General features: G+C 52.5%; 13 protein-coding genes, 4 tRNA genes, 2 rRNA genes, 1 pseudogene and 12 other annotated features. Of the genes and pseudogenes, 17 read left to right on the top strand and 3 right to left on the bottom strand.

The window, feature by feature from the left end:
- Positions 1-22 precede the first annotated feature (22 nt).
- The 4 genes from rrlB (at position 23) to birA (ending at position 5,495) form a co-directional block, all read left to right on the top strand.
- Positions 23-3,016: ribosomal RNA gene (rrlB, locus tag STM4135) — 23S ribosomal RNA — on the top strand.
- Positions 3,017-3,208: 192 nt separating this feature from the next.
- Positions 3,209-3,329, top strand: a 5S ribosomal RNA gene (gene rrfB, locus STM4136).
- 165 nt (positions 3,330-3,494) lie between these two features.
- Positions 3,495-3,500 (top strand) — a ribosome-binding site (putative RBS for murB; RegulonDB:STMS1H004057).
- Positions 3,495-4,536 (top strand): UDP-N-acetylenolpyruvoylglucosamine reductase gene (gene murB, locus STM4137; protein NP_463011.1). Within the gene, positions 3,508-4,536 belong to an annotated coding region; the region does not span the whole gene. Its footprint overlaps the feature before it by 6 nt.
- Positions 4,519-4,524: a ribosome-binding site (putative RBS for birA; RegulonDB:STMS1H004058), on the top strand. Its footprint overlaps the gene before it by 6 nt.
- The gene (gene birA / locus STM4138; protein ID NP_463012.1) for a biotin operon transcriptional repressor occupies positions 4,519-5,495 on the top strand. Within the gene, positions 4,533-5,495 belong to an annotated coding region; the region does not span the whole gene. The genes murB and birA overlap by 18 nt, the downstream gene beginning before the upstream one ends.
- A 34-nt stretch (positions 5,496-5,529) precedes the next feature.
- On the opposite strand, the gene coaA is transcribed toward birA, so the two are convergent.
- From coaA to STM4141, 3 genes and pseudogenes are all read right to left on the bottom strand, one after another.
- The gene (gene coaA, locus STM4139; RefSeq protein NP_463013.1) for a pantothenate kinase occupies positions 5,530-6,493 on the bottom strand. Within the gene, positions 5,530-6,480 belong to an annotated coding region; the region does not span the whole gene.
- Positions 6,488-6,493: a ribosome-binding site (putative RBS for coaA; RegulonDB:STMS1H004059), on the bottom strand. (Overlaps the previous gene by 6 nt.)
- A 67-nt stretch (positions 6,494-6,560) precedes the next feature.
- Positions 6,561-6,665: pseudogene (locus STM4140) on the bottom strand (pseudogene; no in-frame start).
- Positions 6,666-6,688: 23 nt separating this feature from the next.
- Positions 6,689-6,862, bottom strand: a complete 174-nt coding sequence (locus STM4141) for a putative cytoplasmic protein (protein ID NP_463014.1) — start codon at positions 6,860-6,862, stop codon at positions 6,689-6,691.
- Between the two features lie 19 nt (positions 6,863-6,881).
- On the opposite strand from STM4141, the gene thrU reads away from it, so the two are divergent.
- From thrU to rpoC, 13 genes are all read left to right on the top strand, one after another.
- A tRNA-Thr gene (thrU, locus tag STM4142) sits at positions 6,882-6,954 on the top strand.
- Between the two features lie 11 nt (positions 6,955-6,965).
- Positions 6,966-7,047 (top strand) — tRNA-Tyr (tyrU, locus tag STM4143).
- Positions 7,048-7,166: 119 nt separating this feature from the next.
- Positions 7,167-7,238, top strand: a tRNA-Gly gene (gene glyT / locus STM4144).
- A 9-nt stretch (positions 7,239-7,247) separates the two neighbouring features.
- Positions 7,248-7,320: transfer RNA gene (gene thrT / locus STM4145), tRNA-Thr, on the top strand.
- A gap of 106 nt (positions 7,321-7,426) precedes the next feature.
- Positions 7,427-7,432 (top strand) — a ribosome-binding site (putative RBS for tufB; RegulonDB:STMS1H004063).
- Positions 7,427-8,623 (top strand): protein chain elongation factor EF-Tu gene (gene tufB, locus STM4146; protein ID NP_463015.1). Within the gene, positions 7,439-8,623 belong to an annotated coding region; the region does not span the whole gene. (Overlaps the previous feature by 6 nt.)
- A gap of 218 nt (positions 8,624-8,841) precedes the next feature.
- Positions 8,842-8,847 (top strand) — a ribosome-binding site (putative RBS for secE; RegulonDB:STMS1H004064).
- The gene (gene secE, locus STM4147; RefSeq protein ID NP_463016.1) for a preprotein translocase IISP family, membrane subunit occupies positions 8,842-9,236 on the top strand. Within the gene, positions 8,853-9,236 belong to an annotated coding region; the region does not span the whole gene. (Overlaps the previous feature by 6 nt.)
- Positions 9,227-9,232 (top strand) — a ribosome-binding site (putative RBS for nusG; RegulonDB:STMS1H004065). It overlaps the preceding gene by 6 nt.
- Positions 9,227-9,783 (top strand): component in transcription antitermination gene (gene nusG, locus STM4148; RefSeq protein ID NP_463017.1). Within the gene, positions 9,238-9,783 belong to an annotated coding region; the region does not span the whole gene. Before secE ends, nusG begins: the two co-directional genes overlap by 10 nt.
- Before the next feature lie 145 nt (positions 9,784-9,928).
- Positions 9,929-9,934 (top strand) — a ribosome-binding site (putative RBS for rplK; RegulonDB:STMS1H004066).
- Positions 9,929-10,369, top strand: a protein-coding gene (gene rplK / locus STM4149) for a 50 S ribosomal subunit protein L11 (RefSeq protein NP_463018.1). Within the gene, positions 9,941-10,369 belong to an annotated coding region; the region does not span the whole gene. It overlaps the preceding feature by 6 nt.
- Positions 10,358-10,363: a ribosome-binding site (putative RBS for rplA; RegulonDB:STMS1H004067), on the top strand. Its footprint overlaps the gene before it by 6 nt.
- Positions 10,358-11,077, top strand: a protein-coding gene (gene rplA, locus STM4150) for a 50S ribosomal subunit protein L1 (RefSeq protein NP_463019.1). Within the gene, positions 10,373-11,077 belong to an annotated coding region; the region does not span the whole gene. Before rplK ends, rplA begins: the two co-directional genes overlap by 12 nt.
- 405 nt (positions 11,078-11,482) lie before the next feature.
- Positions 11,483-11,488 (top strand) — a ribosome-binding site (putative RBS for rplJ; RegulonDB:STMS1H004068).
- Positions 11,483-11,994 (top strand): 50S ribosomal subunit protein L10 gene (gene rplJ / locus STM4151; protein NP_463020.1). Within the gene, positions 11,497-11,994 belong to an annotated coding region; the region does not span the whole gene. (Overlaps the previous feature by 6 nt.)
- 52 nt (positions 11,995-12,046) lie before the next feature.
- Positions 12,047-12,052, top strand: a ribosome-binding site (putative RBS for rplL; RegulonDB:STMS1H004069).
- Positions 12,047-12,426, top strand: a protein-coding gene (gene rplL, locus STM4152) for a 50S ribosomal subunit protein L7/L12 (RefSeq protein NP_463021.1). Within the gene, positions 12,061-12,426 belong to an annotated coding region; the region does not span the whole gene. (Overlaps the previous feature by 6 nt.)
- A 307-nt stretch (positions 12,427-12,733) precedes the next feature.
- Positions 12,734-12,739, top strand: a ribosome-binding site (putative RBS for rpoB; RegulonDB:STMS1H004070).
- Positions 12,734-16,772 (top strand): RNA polymerase, beta subunit gene (gene rpoB / locus STM4153; protein ID NP_463022.1). Within the gene, positions 12,744-16,772 belong to an annotated coding region; the region does not span the whole gene. (Overlaps the previous feature by 6 nt.)
- Before the next feature lie 62 nt (positions 16,773-16,834).
- Positions 16,835-16,840: a ribosome-binding site (putative RBS for rpoC; RegulonDB:STMS1H004071), on the top strand.
- Positions 16,835-21,072 (top strand): RNA polymerase, beta prime subunit gene (gene rpoC / locus STM4154; protein NP_463023.1). Within the gene, positions 16,849-21,072 belong to an annotated coding region; the region does not span the whole gene. It overlaps the preceding feature by 6 nt.
- The last annotated feature ends 3 nt before the right edge of the window (positions 21,073-21,075 follow it).

Consider the following 21,075-nt stretch of genomic DNA (forward strand, 5'->3'; position numbering starts at 1 on the left):
AAGAAACATCTTCGGGTTGTGAGGTTAAGCGACTAAGCGTACACGGTGGATGCCCTGGCAGTCAGAGGCGATGAAGGACGTGCTAATCTGCGATAAGCGCCGGTAAGGTGATATGAACCGTTATAACCGGCGATTTCCGAATGGGGAAACCCAGTGTGATTCGTCACACTATCATTAACTGAATCCATAGGTTAATGAGGCGAACCGGGGGAACTGAAACATCTAAGTACCCCGAGGAAAAGAAATCAACCGAGATTCCCCCAGTAGCGGCGAGCGAACGGGGAGGAGCCCAGAGCCTGAATCAGCATGTGTGTTAGTGGAAGCGTCTGGAAAGGCGCGCGATACAGGGTGACAGCCCCGTACACAAAAGCGCATGTGCTGTGAGCTCGATGAGTAGGGCGGGACACGTGGTATCCTGTCTGAATATGGGGGGACCATCCTCCAAGGCTAAATACTCCTGACTGACCGATAGTGAACCAGTACCGTGAGGGAAAGGCGAAAAGAACCCCGGCGAGGGGAGTGAAAAAGAACCTGAAACCGTGTACGTACAAGCAGTGGGAGCACAGGTTTACCTGTGTGACTGCGTACCTTTTGTATAATGGGTCAGCGACTTATATTCTGTAGCAAGGTTAACCGTATAGGGGAGCCGTAGGGAAACCGAGTCTTAACCGGGCGTTAAGTTGCAGGGTATAGACCCGAAACCCGGTGATCTAGCCATGGGCAGGTTGAAGGTTGGGTAACACTAACTGGAGGACCGAACCGACTAATGTTGAAAAATTAGCGGATGACCTGTGGCTGGGGGTGAAAGGCCAATCAAACCGGGAGATAGCTGGTTCTCCCCGAAAGCTATTTAGGTAGCGCCTCGTGAATTCATCTCCGGGGGTAGAGCACTGTTTCGGCTAGGGGGCCATCCCGGCTTACCAACCCGATGCAAACTGCGAATACCGGAGAATGTTATCACGGGAGACACACGGCGGGTGCTAACGTCCGTCGTGAAGAGGGAAACAACCCAGACCGCCAGCTAAGGTCCCAAAGTCATGGTTAAGTGGGAAACGATGTGGGAAGGCCCAGACAGCCAGGATGTTGGCTTAGAAGCAGCCATCATTTAAAGAAAGCGTAATAGCTCACTGGTCGAGTCGGCCTGCGCGGAAGATGTAACGGGGCTAAACCATGCACCGAAGCTGCGGCAGCGAACGTATCACCCAAGACAACTTTACGGAGTTGACGATTGACGGAGCGAAGCGACGTCAAAGCGTTCATTAAAGTCGAGTTGGCTTAGGGATACGTTCGTTGGGTAGGGGAGCGTTCTGTAAGCCTGTGAAGGTGTGTCGTGAGGCATGCTGGAGGTATCAGAAGTGCGAATGCTGACATAAGTAACGATAAAGCGGGTGAAAAGCCCGCTCGCCGGAAGACCAAGGGTTCCTGTCCAACGTTAATCGGGGCAGGGTGAGTCGACCCCTAAGGCGAGGCCGAAAGGCGTAGTCGATGGGAAACGGGTTAATATTCCCGTACTTGGTGTTACTGCGAAGGGGGGACGGAGAAGGCTATGTTGGCCGGGCGACGGTTGTCCCGGTTTAAGCGTGTAGGTGTGTGTTCCAGGTAAATCCGGTTCACTTTAACACTGAGGCGTGACGACGAGGCACTACGGTGCTGAAGCAACAAATGCCCTGCTTCCAGGAAAAGCCTCTAAGCATCAGGTAACACGAAATCGTACCCCAAACCGACACAGGTGGTCAGGTAGAGAATACCAAGGCGCTTGAGAGAACTCGGGTGAAGGAACTAGGCAAAATGGTGCCGTAACTTCGGGAGAAGGCACGCTGACACGTAGGTGAAGTGATTTACTCATGGAGCTGAAGTCAGTCGAAGATACCAGCTGGCTGCAACTGTTTATTAAAAACACAGCACTGTGCAAACACGAAAGTGGACGTATACGGTGTGACGCCTGCCCGGTGCCGGAAGGTTAATTGATGGGGTCAGCGCAAGCGAAGCTCCTGATCGAAGCCCCGGTAAACGGCGGCCGTAACTATAACGGTCCTAAGGTAGCGAAATTCCTTGTCGGGTAAGTTCCGACCTGCACGAATGGCGTAATGATGGCCAGGCTGTCTCCACCCGAGACTCAGTGAAATTGAACTCGCTGTGAAGATGCAGTGTACCCGCGGCAAGACGGAAAGACCCCGTGAACCTTTACTATAGCTTGACACTGAACATTGAGCCTTGATGTGTAGGATAGGTGGGAGGCTTTGAAGTGTGGACGCCAGTCTGCATGGAGCCGACCTTGAAATACCACCCTTTAATGTTTGATGTTCTAACGTGGACCCGTAATCCGGGTTGCGGACAGTGTCTGGTGGGTAGTTTGACTGGGGCGGTCTCCTCCTAAAGAGTAACGGAGGAGCACGAAGGTTGGCTAATCCTGGTCGGACATCAGGAGGTTAGTGCAATGGCATAAGCCAGCTTGACTGCGAGCGTGACGGCGCGAGCAGGTGCGAAAGCAGGTCATAGTGATCCGGTGGTTCTGAATGGAAGGGCCATCGCTCAACGGATAAAAGGTACTCCGGGGATAACAGGCTGATACCGCCCAAGAGTTCATATCGACGGCGGTGTTTGGCACCTCGATGTCGGCTCATCACATCCTGGGGCTGAAGTAGGTCCCAAGGGTATGGCTGTTCGCCATTTAAAGTGGTACGCGAGCTGGGTTTAGAACGTCGTGAGACAGTTCGGTCCCTATCTGCCGTGGGCGCTGGAGAACTGAGGGGGGCTGCTCCTAGTACGAGAGGACCGGAGTGGACGCATCACTGGTGTTCGGGTTGTCATGCCAATGGCACTGCCCGGTAGCTAAATGCGGAAGAGATAAGTGCTGAAAGCATCTAAGCACGAAACTTGCCCCGAGATGAGTTCTCCCTGAGACTTAGAGTCTCCTGAAGGAACGTTGAAGACGACGACGTTGATAGGCCGGGTGTGTAAGCGCAGCGATGCGTTGAGCTAACCGGTACTAATGAACCGTGAGGCTTAACCTTACAACGCCGAAGATGTTTTGGCGGTTAAGAGAAGATTTTCAGCACTGATTCAGAGTTGAGTACGCAATAATTTGCGCAGCAGCGAGGCGGCAAGCGAAGGAAAGGAAGGAGCATACAGAAGTATGTGACTGACTTTACGAGCGCAGGCAACGCCGCTGATGCGATAAAGAATTGCGTACAGAGCACAAAGAATTTGCCTGGCGGCACTAGCGCGGTGGTCCCACCTGACCCCATGCCGAACTCAGAAGTGAAACGCCGTAGCGCCGATGGTAGTGTGGGGTCTCCCCATGCGAGAGTAGGGAACTGCCAGGCATCAAATAAAACGAAAGGCCCTGTCGGAAGACAGGGCCTTTTGTTTTTGTCTGTTTCTGCCGGATGGCGGCTCCGCCTTATCCGGCCTACAGGGACGCGCCGATCTACCCTCATTATAACCACAAGCCTTCCCAACACAGATACGGTAAACTATTGCCGATTGAGTATCAGGAAAGCAGCCATGACCCACTCCCTAAAACCCTGGAATACCTTCGGCATTGATCATTGTGCAAAGCACATCGTATGCGCTGAAAACGAACAACAACTACTGAGCGCCTGGCAGCAAGCAACTCGTGAGGGACTGCCGGTTATGATCCTGGGTGAAGGAAGCAATGTCCTGTTTCTGGAAAATTACGCCGGCACCGTGATCCTTAACCGCCTGAAAGGCATTGAGGTCAATGAAACCGCGGACGCCTGGCACCTACACGTCGGCGCAGGCGAAAACTGGCATCAGCTGGTTCGCTACGCGCTGGACAACAACATGCCCGGCCTGGAGAATCTGGCGCTCATCCCTGGCTGCGTTGGTTCCTCGCCTATACAGAATATTGGCGCGTATGGCGTAGAACTACAGCGCGTCTGCGACTACGTTGACTGCGTTGAACTGGAAACGGGAAAACGTCTGCGTTTGTCCGCGGCGGAATGCCGTTTCGGCTATCGTGACAGTATCTTCAAAAATGAATATCAGGATCGCGTTGCGATCGTCGCGGTGGGTCTGCGTTTGTCAAAGCAATGGCAGCCGGTGTTGACCTATGGCGATCTTACTTGTTTGGACCCGAAAACGGTCACCGCGCAACAGGTGTTTGATGCTGTATGCCATATGCGCACCACAAAATTGCCGGATCCTAAAGTGAATGGCAATGCGGGCAGCTTTTTTAAAAATCCCGTTGTCGCAGCCGATATCGCTATGGAACTGTTAGAACGATTTCCCAACGCGCCGCATTACCCTCAGGCAGACGGCTCAGTGAAGCTGGCGGCAGGCTGGCTGATAGATCAATGTCAGTTGAAAGGCGTCACCATTGGCGGCGCTGCGGTGCATCGCCAACAGGCGCTGGTATTGATTAATGCGAATGATGCGACAAGTAAAGATGTGGTGGCGCTGGCGCATCATGTCCGGCAAAAAGTGGGTGAAAAATTTAATGTCTGGCTGGAGCCTGAGGTTCGCTTTATTGGTCGGTCCGGAGAGGTGAACGCTGTGGAGAGCATTGCATGAAAGATACTACCGTTCCCCTGACGCTGATCTCACTACTTGCCGACGGAGAGTTTCACTCAGGCGAGCAGTTGGGTGAACGGCTGGGAATGAGCCGCGCGGCTATTAATAAACATATCCAGACATTACGCGACTGGGGAGTAGATGTATTTACCGTTCCCGGGAAAGGATATAGCTTACCGGAACCCATCCAGTTACTGGATGCTGACCGTATACATAGCCAACTGGATAGCGGAAACGTGGCGGTATTGCCCGTTATCGATTCAACCAATCAGTATTTACTTGATCGAATTGGCGAGCTGCGCTCAGGCGATGCCTGTGTAGCAGAATACCAACAGGCGGGGCGTGGTCGTCGCGGGCGTAAATGGTTCTCACCGTTTGGCGCGAATCTATATCTTTCAATGTACTGGCGTCTGGAGCAGGGCCCTGCGGCGGCAATAGGCCTGAGTCTGGTCATTGGAATTGTGATGGCGGAAGTGCTGCGTAAACTGGGCGCAGATAAAGTTCGTGTGAAGTGGCCTAACGACCTTTACCTACTGGACCGCAAACTGGCGGGTATTCTGGTCGAGTTAACCGGTAAAACGGGCGATGCCGCACAAATAGTGATTGGCGCTGGTATTAACATGGCAATGCGTCGCGTAGAAGAGGACGTGATAAATCAGGGATGGATCACACTACAAGAGGCCGGAATTACGCTCGACCGCAATATGCTGGCCGCAAAGCTGATTTATAAGCTACGTGCTGCGCTTGAGCTTTTTGAGCAAGAAGGTCTTTCTCCTTATCTTTCGCGCTGGAAAAAACTGGATAATTTTATTGATCGCCCGGTAAAACTAATTATTGGTGACAAAGAAATATTTGGTATTTCTCGCGGCATTGATACTCAAGGCGCATTATTGCTTGAACAGGATGGCGTGATTAAACCCTGGATGGGCGGAGAAATATCGCTGCGAAGCGCCGAATAGTAAAAAGGGGGAGTCGGTACTCCCCTTTTTTCTGTTATTTCCGCAATCTTACCTGTTCCACCGCATGGTTAGCGCTCTTGGTCATAATAAGGCTGGCACGTTCTCGTGTAGGTAAGATATTTTGTTTTAAATTCAACCAGTTAATTTCTTTCCAAAGCGAAGTTGCTGTATTAACAGCTTCTTCTTTAGATAATTTCGCATAATTGTGGAAATAAGAGTCAGGATCGGTAAACGCCCCTTCGCGGAATTTCAGGAAGCGATTGATATACCACGTCTGAAGAAGTTCTTCTGGCGCATCCACGTAAATAGAGAAATCAACGAAATCAGAGACAAATACATGATGCGGATCGTGAGGATAATCCATACCGCTTTGTAAAACATTCAAACCTTCAAGAATCAATATATCAGGCTGAGCGACGGTTTTATCCCCTTCAGGAATAACATCGTAAATCAAATGAGAATAGACTGGCGCCGTCACGTTCGGTACGCCCGACTTGAGGTCAGAAACGAATTTCACCAGTCGGTGCATATCATACGATTCGGGGAACCCCTTTTTCTTCATTAACCCGCGTTCTTTCAACACCTGGTTTGGGTGGAGGAAGCCGTCTGTGGTAATCAATTCAACACGGCGGTGTTCCGGCCAGCGACTCAGCAACGCTTGCAGAACGCGTGCTGTCGTGCTTTTACCCACTGCGACGCTGCCCGCGATACTGATGATGTAAGGGATTCGCTGGCCGTTAGTGCCCAGAAACTGTTCCAGGACAGCCTGACGACGCAGATTTGAACTGATATAGAAATTTAGCAAACGGGAGAGAGGTAAATATATTTCTGCAACTTCTTCCAGCGATAAATCTTCATTAATGCCTTTTAACTGCGCGATCTCATCCTCGGTCAGGGTCATCGGCACAGAATCGCGAAGCGCAGCCCACTGGCTGCGATCAAACTGTAGGTAAGGCGTCATTAACGATTGCTCTTTTATACTCATAAGCATGTTTCTGGCTGCTATTGCTACATCAGTTCAGCGATGAACGAGGGCCATCCCTGACATGCAACGGCACGTCACATTTAAGTTAATTTGGACAATGGGCAGGAGGGTAACACCAGATGGGGAGGAATAATAAGAAAAAATCTCGCTGTGAAAGCTATCCCTGAGAAGCAATGTGACGAATATACCAGATACAGAAGATTGCTTTCTATCGACGGAGCGTTGAAATGCCGCGTCGTATCCTGGTCAGACGGTCGGTAAAATGCCGAAAATTTATGCTCTCTTGTTTGAAATTAGAGCATTTTTGTCTCTTATAGCGCAAAATGTGAGCGATAGAACATTTTATGCAATTTTTTAGTTGCATGAGCACGCAGGTCTCCATAGAATGCGCGCTACTTGATGCCGACTTAGCTCAGTAGGTAGAGCAACTGACTTGTAATCAGTAGGTCACCAGTTCGATTCCGGTAGTCGGCACCATCAAGTCCGGTGGGGTTCCCGAGCGGCCAAAGGGAGCAGACTGTAAATCTGCCGTCACAGACTTCGAAGGTTCGAATCCTTCCCCCACCACCATTTTCGGCCGCGCGATGGCGCAGCCCGAGACGATAAGTTCGCTTACCGGCTCGAATAAAGAGAGTTTCTCTCGATATTCAGTGCAGAATGAAAATCAGGTAGCCGAGTTCCAGGATGCGGGCATCGTATAATGGCTATTACCTCAGCCTTCCAAGCTGATGATGCGGGTTCGATTCCCGCTGCCCGCTCCAAGATGTGCTGATATAGCTCAGTTGGTAGAGCGCACCCTTGGTAAGGGTGAGGTCGGCAGTTCGAATCTGCCTATCAGCACCACTTCTTTTCTCCTTCCTGTTTTTCTCTTCTGTTTATTAGCATTCAACAAGTCGGGCGTGTTGCCTGGTTGATGTGGTGATATCACCGATTTATCCGTGTCTTAGAGGGACAATCGATGTCTAAAGAAAAGTTTGAACGTACAAAACCGCACGTTAACGTCGGTACTATCGGCCACGTTGACCATGGTAAAACAACGCTGACCGCTGCCATTACTACCGTACTGGCTAAAACCTACGGCGGTGCCGCTCGCGCATTCGACCAGATCGATAACGCGCCGGAAGAAAAAGCGCGTGGTATCACCATCAACACTTCTCACGTTGAATACGATACCCCGACCCGCCACTACGCACACGTAGACTGCCCGGGGCACGCCGACTATGTTAAAAACATGATCACCGGTGCTGCTCAGATGGACGGCGCGATCCTGGTTGTTGCTGCGACTGACGGTCCGATGCCGCAGACCCGTGAGCACATCCTGCTGGGTCGTCAGGTAGGCGTTCCGTACATCATCGTGTTCCTGAACAAATGCGACATGGTTGATGACGAAGAGCTGCTGGAACTGGTTGAAATGGAAGTTCGTGAACTTCTGTCTCAGTACGACTTCCCGGGCGACGACACGCCGATCGTTCGTGGTTCTGCTCTGAAAGCGCTGGAAGGCGACGCAGAGTGGGAAGCGAAAATCATCGAACTGGCTGGCTTCCTGGATTCTTACATCCCGGAACCAGAGCGTGCGATTGACAAGCCGTTCCTGCTGCCGATCGAAGACGTATTCTCCATCTCCGGTCGTGGTACCGTTGTTACCGGTCGTGTAGAACGCGGTATCATCAAAGTGGGCGAAGAAGTTGAAATCGTTGGTATCAAAGAGACTCAGAAGTCTACCTGTACTGGCGTTGAAATGTTCCGCAAACTGCTGGACGAAGGCCGTGCCGGTGAGAACGTAGGTGTTCTGCTGCGTGGTATCAAACGTGAAGAAATCGAACGTGGTCAGGTACTGGCTAAGCCGGGCACCATCAAGCCGCACACCAAGTTCGAATCTGAAGTGTACATTCTGTCCAAAGATGAAGGCGGCCGTCATACTCCGTTCTTCAAAGGCTACCGTCCGCAGTTCTACTTCCGTACTACTGACGTGACTGGCACCATCGAACTGCCGGAAGGCGTAGAGATGGTAATGCCGGGCGACAACATCAAAATGGTTGTTACCCTGATCCACCCGATCGCGATGGACGACGGTCTGCGTTTCGCAATCCGTGAAGGCGGCCGTACCGTTGGCGCGGGCGTTGTTGCTAAAGTTCTCGGCTAATCGCTGATAACATTTGACGCAATGCGCAATAAAAGGGCATCATTTGATGCCCTTTTTGCACGCTTTCACACCAGAACCTGGCTCATCAGTGATTTTATTTGTCATAATCATTGCTGAGACAGGCTCTGTAGAGGGCGTATAATCCGAAAGGCGAATAAGCGTTTCGATTTGGATTGCCTCGCGATTGCGGGGTGAAAATGTTTGTAGAATACTTCTGACAGGTTGGTTTATGAGTGCGAATACCGAAGCTCAAGGGAGCGGGCGCGGCCTGGAAGCGATGAAGTGGATAGTTGTTGCCATATTGCTGATCGTCGCAATCGTCGGCAACTACCTCTATCGCGACATGATGCTGCCGCTGCGTGCGCTGGCCGTAGTAATTCTGATTGCTGCAGCGGGTGGTGTCGCGCTGTTGACGACAAAAGGTAAAGCAACCGTTGCTTTTGCCCGTGAAGCGAGAACCGAAGTCCGTAAGGTCATTTGGCCGACTCGCCAGGAAACGCTGCACACCACGCTGATCGTCGCTGCGGTTACCGCAGTTATGTCACTGATCCTGTGGGGACTGGATGGTATTCTGGTTCGCCTGGTATCCTTTATCACTGGCCTGAGGTTCTGAGATGTCTGAAGCACCTAAAAAGCGCTGGTACGTCGTTCAGGCGTTTTCCGGTTTTGAAGGCCGCGTAGCCACATCGCTGCGCGAGCATATCAAATTACACAATATGGAAGAGCTGTTTGGCGAAGTCATGGTGCCGACTGAAGAAGTCGTTGAGATCCGTGGCGGCCAGCGTCGCAAAAGCGAACGCAAATTCTTCCCGGGTTACGTTCTGGTCCAGATGGTCATGAACGACGCAAGCTGGCACCTGGTGCGCAGCGTGCCGCGTGTGATGGGCTTTATCGGCGGTACCTCTGACCGTCCGGCGCCGATCAGCGACAAAGAAGTCGATGCGATCATGAACCGCCTGCAGCAGGTTGGCGATAAGCCGCGGCCGAAAACTCTGTTTGAACCGGGTGAAATGGTTCGTGTTAACGACGGTCCGTTCGCAGACTTTAACGGCGTTGTCGAAGAAGTCGATTATGAGAAGTCTCGCCTGAAAGTGTCTGTTTCTATCTTCGGTCGTGCGACCCCGGTAGAGCTGGACTTCAGTCAGGTTGAGAAAGCGTAAGGCTGCGATCAAAAAAGCAGCGATCTAATCGTTGCATAGGGCGCGAAATTGACATACAATTTCGCGCCTTTTGTTTTTATGGGCCTTATGCCCATAAAGCGATATTTATCACGGGGAGCTTCTTTGAAGCGATACTACCCAATTCGAGGAATTTAGAATGGCTAAGAAAGTACAAGCCTACGTCAAGCTGCAGGTTGCAGCTGGTATGGCGAACCCGAGTCCGCCGGTTGGTCCAGCACTGGGTCAGCAGGGTGTGAACATCATGGAATTCTGCAAAGCGTTCAACGCAAAAACGGATTCCATCGAAAAAGGTCTGCCGATTCCGGTTGTTATTACCGTTTACGCTGACCGTTCTTTCACCTTCGTTACCAAAACGCCTCCGGCAGCTGTTCTGCTGAAAAAAGCGGCTGGTATCAAGTCTGGTTCCGGCAAGCCGAACAAAGACAAAGTAGGTAAAATTTCCCGCGCTCAGCTGCAGGAAATCGCGCAGACCAAAGCTGCCGACATGACCGGTGCCGACATTGAAGCGATGACTCGCTCCATCGAAGGTACTGCACGTTCCATGGGCCTGGTAGTGGAGGACTAAGAAATGGCTAAACTGACCAAGCGTATGCGCGTGATCCGTGAAAAAGTTGATGCGACCAAACAGTACGACATCAACGAAGCTATTGCCCTGCTGAAAGAGCTGGCCACTGCTAAATTCAACGAAAGCGTTGACGTTGCCGTTAACCTCGGCATCGACGCTCGTAAATCTGACCAGAACGTTCGTGGCGCGACTGTACTGCCGCACGGTACTGGCCGTTCTGTTCGCGTTGCCGTATTTACCCAAGGCCCGAACGCTGAAGCAGCTAAAGCTGCTGGCGCTGAGCTGGTAGGTATGGAAGATCTGGCTGACCAGATCAAGAAAGGCGAAATGAACTTCGACGTTGTTATCGCATCCCCGGATGCAATGCGCGTTGTTGGCCAGCTGGGCCAGGTTCTGGGTCCGCGCGGCCTGATGCCAAACCCGAAAGTCGGTACCGTAACTCCGAACGTTGCTGAAGCGGTTAAGAACGCTAAAGCAGGTCAGGTTCGTTACCGTAACGACAAAAACGGCATCATCCACACCACCATCGGTAAAGTGGACTTTGACGCTGACAAACTGAAAGAAAACCTGGAAGCTCTGCTGGTTGCGCTGAAAAAAGCAAAACCGAGCCAGGCGAAAGGCGTGTACATCAAGAAAGTTAGCATCTCCACCACCATGGGTGCTGGCGTTGCCGTTGATCAGGCTGGTCTGAGCGCATCTGCGAACTAAGATTAGTCTTTACGTGGGCGGTGATTTTGTCTACAATCTTACCCCCACGATTCTGTTGAAATATAACAGAGCACTATGCGAGTCATTTGAATTGCAGCAAGGCAGCAAGTGAGTGAGTCGCCAGGAGCATAGTTAACTATGTGACTGGTGTGAACGAGCGCAGCTAACACAGCTGCGGTTCAAAGGACGAAGTCATAGAAAGAATTTGTTCGTTGGAGCCTGGCCTATCCAGGCCTCCGTCGAAGACCGCAGGCGTCTCGCAAGAGGCTTAATCCCCTGCGTAGACGGTGACAGAACGCTAAGATTATTTTTTATACTCTGGCTTGTTTCTGCTCACCGTATTAAGACGCTCTTCTCGTTGAGATGAGTGAAGTGAGTTCCGGAACATGAGTTCCGGCAAACATCCAGGAGCAAAGCTAATGGCTTTAAATCTTCAAGACAAACAAGCGATTGTTGCTGAAGTCAGCGAAGTAGCCAAAGGCGCGCTGTCTGCAGTAGTTGCGGATTCCCGTGGCGTAACTGTAGATAAAATGACTGAACTGCGTAAAGCAGGTCGTGAAGCTGGCGTATACATGCGTGTTGTTCGTAACACCCTGCTGCGCCGCGTCGTTGAAGGTACTCAGTTCGAGTGCCTGAAAGACACGTTTGTTGGTCCGACCCTGATTGCATACTCTATGGAACACCCGGGCGCTGCTGCTCGTCTGTTCAAAGAGTTCGCGAAAGCGAATGCAAAATTTGAGGTCAAAGCTGCAGCCTTTGAAGGTGAGCTGATCCCGGCGTCTCAGATCGACCGCCTGGCAACTCTGCCGACCTACGAAGAAGCAATTGCACGCCTGATGGCAACCATGAAAGAAGCTTCGGCTGGCAAACTGGTTCGCACACTGGCTGCTGTACGCGATGCAAAAGAAGCTGCGTAATCGCAGTTGTCTTTATCAAGCATTTGCTTACGTATAAACTTATTCTGATATTCAGGAACAATTTAAATGTCTATCACTAAAGATCAAATCATTGAAGCAGTATCCGCTATGTCCGTAATGGACGTTGTAGAACTGATTTCTGCAATGGAAGAAAAATTCGGTGTTTCCGCTGCTGCTGCTGTAGCTGTAGCTGCTGGCCCGGCTGAAGCTGCTGAAGAAAAAACTGAATTCGACGTAATTCTGAAAGCTGCTGGCGCTAACAAAGTTGCTGTTATCAAAGCAGTACGTGGCGCAACTGGCCTGGGTCTGAAAGAAGCTAAAGACCTGGTAGAATCTGCTCCGGCCGCTCTGAAAGAAGGCGTGAGCAAAGATGACGCTGAAGCACTGAAAAAATCTCTGGAAGAAGCTGGCGCTGAAGTTGAAGTTAAATAAGCCAACCCTTCCGGTTGCAGCCTGAGAAATCAGGCTGATGGCTGGTGACTTTTTAGTCACCAGCCTTTTTGCGCTGTAAGGCGCCAGTAGCGTTTCACACTGTTTGACTACTGCTGTGCCTTTCAATGCTTGTTTCTATCGACGACTTAATATACTGCGACAGAGCGTACGTTCTGTGTAAATCGCAATGAAATGGTTTAAGCGTGATAGCAACAGGCATTGCGGAAAGTATCCATTTTCCGGTCAACAAAATAGTGTTGCACAAACTGTCCCCCGCAGGACAGATGGGTCGACTTGTCAGCGAGCTGAGGAACCCTATGGTTTACTCCTATACCGAGAAAAAACGTATTCGTAAGGATTTTGGTAAACGTCCACAAGTTCTGGATGTACCTTATCTCCTTTCTATCCAGCTTGACTCGTTTCAGAAGTTTATCGAGCAAGATCCTGAAGGGCAGTACGGCCTGGAAGCAGCCTTCCGTTCCGTGTTCCCGATTCAGAGCTACAGCGGTAATTCCGAGCTGCAGTACGTCAGCTACCGCCTTGGCGAACCGGTGTTTGACGTTCAGGAATGTCAGATCCGTGGCGTGACCTATTCCGCACCGCTGCGCGTAAAACTGCGTCTGGTGATCTACGAGCGCGAAGCGCCGGAAGGCACCGTAAAAGACATTAAAGAACAAGAAGTCTACATGGGCGAAATTCCGCTCATGACCGACAACGGTACCTTTGTTATCAACGGTACTGAGCGTGTTATCGTTTCTCAGCTGCACCGTAGCCCTGGCGTCTTCTTTGACTCCGACAAAGGTAAAACCCACTCTTCGGGTAAAGTGCTGTATAACGCGCGCATCATTCCTTACCGTGGTTCCTGGCTGGACTTCGAATTCGATCCGAAGGACAACCTGTTCGTACGTATCGACCGTCGCCGTAAACTACCTGCGACCATCATCCTGCGTGCGCTGAACTACACCACTGAGCAGATCCTTGACCTGTTCTTTGAGAAAGTCGTCTTCGAAATTCGCGACAACAAACTGCAGATGGAGCTGATTCCAGAACGTCTGCGTGGCGAAACCGCGTCGTTCGATATCGAAGCTAACGGCAAAGTGTACGTTGAAAAAGGCCGTCGCATTACCGCGCGTCACATCCGTCAGCTGGAAAAAGACGATATCAAGCATATCGAAGTTCCGGTTGAGTACATCGCAGGTAAAGTCGTCTCTAAAGACTACGTTGACGAATCTACTGGCGAGCTGATCTGCGCGGCGAACATGGAGCTGAGCCTGGATCTGCTGGCTAAGCTGAGCCAGTCCGGCCACAAGCGTATCGAAACGCTGTTTACCAACGATCTGGACCACGGCCCGTACATTTCTGAAACGGTACGCGTCGACCCAACTAACGATCGTCTGAGCGCGCTGGTAGAAATCTACCGCATGATGCGCCCTGGTGAGCCGCCGACACGCGAAGCGGCTGAAAGCCTGTTTGAGAACCTGTTCTTCTCCGAAGACCGCTATGACCTGTCTGCGGTGGGTCGTATGAAGTTCAACCGTTCTCTGCTGCGCGACGAAATCGAAGGTTCCGGTATCCTGAGCAAAGACGACATCATTGATGTCATGAAGAAGCTCATCGATATCCGTAACGGTAAAGGCGAAGTGGATGATATCGACCACCTCGGCAACCGTCGTATCCGTTCCGTCGGCGAAATGGCGGAAAACCAGTTCCGCGTTGGCCTGGTGCGTGTAGAGCGTGCGGTGAAAGAGCGTCTGTCTCTGGGCGATCTGGATACCCTGATGCCTCAGGATATGATCAACGCCAAGCCGATTTCCGCCGCAGTGAAAGAGTTCTTTGGTTCCAGCCAGCTGTCTCAGTTTATGGACCAGAACAACCCGCTGTCTGAGATTACGCACAAACGTCGTATCTCCGCACTCGGCCCAGGCGGTCTGACCCGCGAACGCGCAGGCTTCGAAGTTCGAGACGTACACCCGACGCACTACGGTCGCGTATGTCCTATCGAAACGCCGGAAGGTCCGAACATCGGTCTGATCAACTCCCTGTCCGTGTACGCACAGACTAACGAATATGGCTTCCTTGAGACGCCGTACCGTCGTGTGGTTGATGGCGTGGTTACTGACGAAATTCATTACCTGTCTGCTATCGAAGAAGGCAACTACGTTATCGCTCAGGCGAACTCCAACCTGGATGACGAAGGCCACTTTGTAGAAGATTTGGTGACCTGCCGTAGCAAAGGCGAATCCAGCTTGTTCAGCCGCGACCAGGTTGACTACATGGACGTTTCCACCCAGCAGGTGGTCTCCGTCGGTGCGTCCCTGATCCCGTTCCTGGAACACGATGACGCCAACCGTGCATTGATGGGTGCGAACATGCAACGTCAGGCGGTTCCGACTCTGCGCGCTGACAAGCCGCTGGTGGGTACCGGTATGGAACGTGCTGTCGCCGTCGACTCCGGTGTTACTGCAGTAGCTAAACGTGGCGGTACTGTTCAGTACGTGGATGCGTCCCGTATCGTTATCAAAGTTAACGAAGACGAGATGTACCCGGGCGAAGCGGGTATCGACATCTATAACCTGACCAAATACACCCGCTCTAACCAGAACACCTGTATCAACCAGATGCCATGTGTGTCTCTGGGCGAGCCGGTTGAACGCGGCGACGTGCTGGCAGACGGTCCGTCCACCGACCTCGGTGAACTGGCGCTCGGTCAGAACATGCGCGTGGCGTTCATGCCGTGGAACGGCTACAACTTCGAAGACTCCATTCTCGTTTCCGAGCGTGTTGTCCAGGAAGACCGTTTCACCACCATCCACATTCAGGAACTGGCGTGCGTGTCCCGTGACACCAAGCTGGGGCCGGAAGAGATCACCGCTGATATCCCGAACGTGGGTGAAGCTGCGCTCTCCAAACTGGATGAATCCGGTATCGTTTACATCGGCGCGGAAGTGACAGGCGGTGACATTCTGGTCGGTAAGGTGACGCCGAAAGGTGAAACCCAGCTGACGCCGGAAGAGAAACTGCTGCGTGCGATCTTCGGTGAGAAAGCGTCTGACGTTAAAGACTCTTCTCTGCGCGTACCTAACGGTGTCTCCGGTACGGTTATCGACGTTCAGGTCTTTACTCGCGATGGCGTAGAAAAAGACAAACGTGCTCTGGAAATCGAAGAGATGCAGCTCAAGCAGGCGAAAAAAGACCTGTCTGAAGAACTGCAGATCCTCGAAGCGGGCCTGTTTAGCCGTATCCGTGCGGTGCTGGTTTCCAGCGGCGTTGAAGCTGAGAAGCTCGACAAACTGCCGCGCGACCGCTGGCTGGAACTCGGTCTGACCGACGAAGAGAAACAAAATCAGCTGGAACAACTGGCTGAGCAGTATGACGAACTGAAACACGAGTTCGAGAAAAAACTTGAAGCGAAGCGCCGTAAAATCACCCAGGGCGACGATCTGGCGCCGGGCGTGCTGAAGATCGTGAAGGTCTATCTGGCCGTTAAACGCCGTATCCAGCCGGGTGATAAGATGGCAGGTCGTCACGGTAACAAGGGTGTTATCTCTAAGATCAACCCGATCGAAGACATGCCTTACGATGAAAACGGCACGCCGGTAGACATCGTACTGAACCCGCTGGGCGTACCGTCTCGTATGAACATCGGCCAGATTCTGGAAACCCACCTGGGTATGGCTGCGAAAGGTATTGGCGACAAGATTAACGCCATGCTGAAACAGCAGCAGGAAGTCGCGAAACTGCGCGAATTCATCCAGCGTGCCTACGATCTGGGCGCCGACGTTCGTCAGAAAGTCGACCTGAGCACCTTCAGCGATGATGAAGTGCTGCGTCTGGCAGAAAACCTGCGCAAAGGTATGCCGATTGCCACACCAGTGTTTGACGGTGCGAAAGAAGCGGAAATCAAAGAGCTGCTGAAACTGGGCGACCTGCCGACCTCCGGTCAGATCACCCTGTTCGATGGCCGTACGGGTGAACAGTTCGAACGTCCGGTAACCGTCGGTTACATGTACATGCTGAAACTGAACCACCTGGTTGATGACAAGATGCATGCGCGTTCTACCGGTTCTTACAGCCTGGTTACTCAGCAGCCGCTGGGTGGTAAGGCGCAGTTCGGTGGTCAGCGCTTCGGGGAGATGGAAGTGTGGGCGCTGGAAGCTTACGGCGCCGCCTACACCCTGCAGGAAATGCTCACCGTTAAGTCTGATGACGTGAATGGTCGTACCAAGATGTATAAGAACATCGTGGACGGCAACCATCAGATGGAACCGGGTATGCCGGAATCCTTCAACGTTCTGTTGAAAGAGATCCGCTCGCTGGGCATCAACATCGAACTGGAAGACGAGTAATTCTCGCTCAAACAGGTCACTGGTGTCGGGGTAAAACCCGACACCAGATTGTGCTAACTCCGACGGGAGCAAATCCGTGAAAGATTTATTAAAGTTTCTGAAAGCGCAGACTAAAACCGAAGAGTTTGATGCGATCAAAATTGCTCTGGCTTCGCCAGACATGATCCGTTCATGGTCTTTCGGTGAAGTTAAAAAGCCGGAAACCATCAACTACCGTACGTTCAAACCTGAGCGTGACGGCCTTTTCTGCGCCCGTATCTTTGGGCCGGTAAAAGACTACGAGTGCCTGTGCGGTAAGTACAAGCGCCTGAAACATCGTGGTGTTATTTGTGAGAAGTGCGGCGTTGAAGTGACCCAGACCAAAGTACGCCGTGAGCGTATGGGCCACATCGAGCTAGCGTCCCCGACTGCTCACATCTGGTTCCTGAAATCGCTGCCGTCCCGTATCGGTCTGCTGCTCGATATGCCGCTGCGCGATATCGAACGCGTACTGTACTTCGAATCTTATGTGGTTATCGAAGGCGGTATGACCAACCTGGAACGTCAACAGATCCTGACTGAAGAGCAGTATCTGGACGCGCTGGAAGAGTTCGGTGACGAATTCGACGCGAAGATGGGGGCGGAAGCTATCCAGGCCCTGCTGAAGAGCATGGATCTGGAGCAAGAGTGTGAAACTCTGCGCGAAGAGCTGAACGAAACCAACTCCGAAACCAAGCGTAAAAAGCTGACCAAGCGTATCAAACTGCTGGAAGCCTTCGTTCAGTCTGGCAACAAGCCAGAGTGGATGATCCTGACCGTTCTGCCGGTTCTGCCGCCAGATCTGCGTCCGCTGGTTCCGCTGGATGGTGGTCGTTTCGCCACGTCAGATCTGAACGATCTGTATCGTCGCGTCATTAACCGTAACAACCGTCTGAAGCGTCTGCTGGATCTGGCTGCGCCGGACATCATCGTACGCAACGAAAAACGTATGCTGCAGGAAGCGGTTGACGCCCTGTTGGATAACGGTCGTCGCGGTCGTGCGATCACCGGTTCTAACAAGCGTCCTCTGAAATCTTTGGCCGACATGATCAAAGGTAAGCAGGGTCGTTTCCGTCAGAACCTGCTCGGTAAGCGTGTTGACTACTCCGGTCGTTCTGTAATCACCGTAGGTCCATACCTGCGTCTGCACCAGTGCGGTCTGCCGAAGAAAATGGCGCTGGAGCTGTTCAAACCGTTCATCTACGGCAAGCTGGAACTGCGTGGCCTTGCCACCACCATCAAAGCCGCGAAGAAAATGGTTGAGCGTGAAGAAGCTGTCGTTTGGGATATCCTTGACGAAGTTATCCGCGAACACCCGGTACTGCTGAACCGTGCACCGACTCTGCACCGTCTGGGTATCCAGGCATTTGAACCGGTACTGATCGAAGGTAAAGCTATCCAGCTGCACCCGCTGGTTTGTGCGGCATATAACGCCGACTTCGATGGTGACCAGATGGCTGTTCACGTACCGCTGACGCTGGAAGCCCAGCTTGAAGCGCGTGCGCTGATGATGTCTACCAACAACATCCTGTCTCCGGCGAACGGCGAACCTATCATCGTTCCGTCTCAGGACGTGGTATTGGGTCTGTACTACATGACCCGTGACTGTGTTAACGCCAAAGGCGAAGGCATGGTGCTGACTGGCCCGAAAGAAGCTGAGCGTATCTATCGCGCAGGTCTGGCCTCTCTGCATGCGCGCGTTAAAGTGCGTATCACTGAATATGAAAAAGATGAAAACGGCGAATTCGTTGCGCACACCAGCCTGAAAGACACGACCGTTGGTCGCGCCATTCTGTGGATGATCGTACCGAAAGGTCTGCCTTTCTCCATCGTCAACCAGGCGCTGGGCAAGAAAGCGATCTCCAAAATGCTGAACACTTGCTACCGTATTCTGGGCCTGAAACCGACCGTTATTTTTGCGGACCAGACGATGTACACCGGCTTTGCTTATGCAGCGCGTTCAGGTGCGTCCGTTGGTATTGATGACATGGTCATCCCGGAGAAAAAACACGAGATCATCTCTGAGGCGGAAGCTGAAGTTGCTGAGATCCAGGAGCAGTTCCAGTCTGGTCTGGTAACCGCTGGCGAACGCTATAACAAAGTTATCGATATCTGGGCTGCGGCGAACGATCGTGTATCTAAAGCGATGATGGATAACCTGCAAACCGAAACCGTGATTAACCGTGACGGCCAGGAAGAGCAGCAGGTTTCCTTCAACAGCATCTACATGATGGCCGACTCCGGTGCGCGTGGTTCTGCGGCACAGATTCGTCAGCTTGCTGGTATGCGTGGTCTGATGGCGAAGCCGGATGGCTCCATCATCGAAACGCCAATCACCGCGAACTTCCGTGAAGGTCTGAACGTACTCCAGTACTTCATCTCCACCCACGGTGCGCGTAAAGGTCTGGCGGATACCGCACTGAAAACCGCGAACTCCGGTTACCTGACTCGTCGTCTGGTTGACGTCGCGCAGGATCTGGTAGTGACCGAAGATGACTGTGGTACGCACGAAGGTATCCTGATGACCCCGGTTATCGAGGGTGGCGACGTGAAAGAGCCGCTGCGTGACCGCGTTCTGGGTCGTGTGACGGCGGAAGATGTGCTGAAACCGGGTACCGCGGACATTCTGGTTCCACGCAACACGCTGCTGCACGAACAGTGGTGTGACCTGCTGGAAGCAAACTCCGTTGACGCCGTTAAAGTGCGTTCTGTTGTATCCTGCGACACCGACTTTGGTGTATGTGCGCACTGCTATGGCCGTGACCTGGCGCGTGGCCACATCATCAACAAAGGTGAAGCTATCGGCGTTATCGCGGCACAGTCCATCGGTGAACCGGGTACACAGCTGACGATGCGTACGTTCCACATCGGTGGTGCGGCATCGCGTGCGGCTGCTGAATCCAGCATCCAGGTTAAGAACAAAGGTAGCATCAAGCTCAGCAACGTGAAGTCGGTTGTGAACTCCAGCGGTAAACTGGTTATCACTTCTCGTAACACCGAACTGAAGCTGATCGACGAATTCGGTCGTACCAAAGAGAGCTATAAAGTGCCTTATGGCGCTGTCATGGCGAAAGGTGATGGCGAGCAGGTTGCCGGCGGCGAAACCGTGGCAAACTGGGACCCGCACACCATGCCGGTTATCACCGAAGTGAGTGGTTTCATCCGCTTCACTGACATGATCGACGGTCAGACCATTACGCGTCAGACCGACGAACTGACCGGTTTGTCTTCGCTGGTGGTTCTGGATTCGGCTGAACGTACTACCGGTGGTAAAGATCTGCGTCCGGCGCTGAAAATCGTTGATGCTCAGGGTAATGACGTTCTGATCCCGGGTACCGATATGCCTGCGCAGTACTTCCTGCCGGGTAAAGCGATTGTACAGCTGGAAGATGGCGTACAGATCAGTTCTGGTGACACCCTGGCGCGTATTCCTCAGGAATCCGGCGGTACCAAGGATATCACCGGTGGTCTGCCGCGCGTTGCGGACCTGTTCGAAGCGCGTCGTCCGAAAGAACCGGCCATTCTGGCGGAAATCGCAGGTATCGTTTCCTTCGGTAAAGAAACCAAAGGCAAACGTCGTCTGGTGATTACGCCGGTTGATGGTAGCGATCCGTACGAAGAGATGATTCCGAAATGGCGTCAGCTCAACGTGTTCGAAGGGGAACGTGTAGAACGTGGTGATGTGATTTCCGACGGTCCGGAAGCGCCGCACGATATTCTGCGTCTGCGTGGTGTTCATGCTGTGACGCGTTACATCGTTAACGAAGTCCAGGATGTATACCGTCTGCAGGGCGTTAAGATTAACGATAAACACATCGAAGTTATCGTTCGTCAGATGCTGCGTAAAGCGACCATCGAAAGCGCCGGTAGTTCCGACTTCCTGGAAGGCGAACAGGTTGAATATTCCCGCGTCAAGATCGCTAACCGCGAGCTGGAAGCGAACGGCAAAGTGGGGGCTACCTTCTCCCGCGATCTGCTGGGTATCACCAAAGCGTCTCTGGCAACCGAATCGTTCATCTCTGCCGCATCGTTCCAGGAGACCACGCGTGTCCTGACCGAAGCAGCCGTTGCGGGTAAACGCGACGAACTGCGCGGCCTGAAAGAGAACGTTATCGTGGGGCGTCTGATCCCGGCGGGTACCGGTTATGCGTACCACCAGGATCGTATGCGCCGTCGCGCCGCGGGCGAGCAGCCAGCAACACCGCAGGTCACTGCGGAAGATGCATCTGCAAGCCTGGCAGAACTGCTGAACGCAGGTCTGGGCGGTTCTGATAACGAGTAATCG

It is taken from the genome of Salmonella enterica subsp. enterica serovar Typhimurium str. LT2 (assembly GCF_000006945.2).
Lineage (GTDB): Bacteria > Pseudomonadota > Gammaproteobacteria > Enterobacterales > Enterobacteriaceae > Salmonella > Salmonella enterica.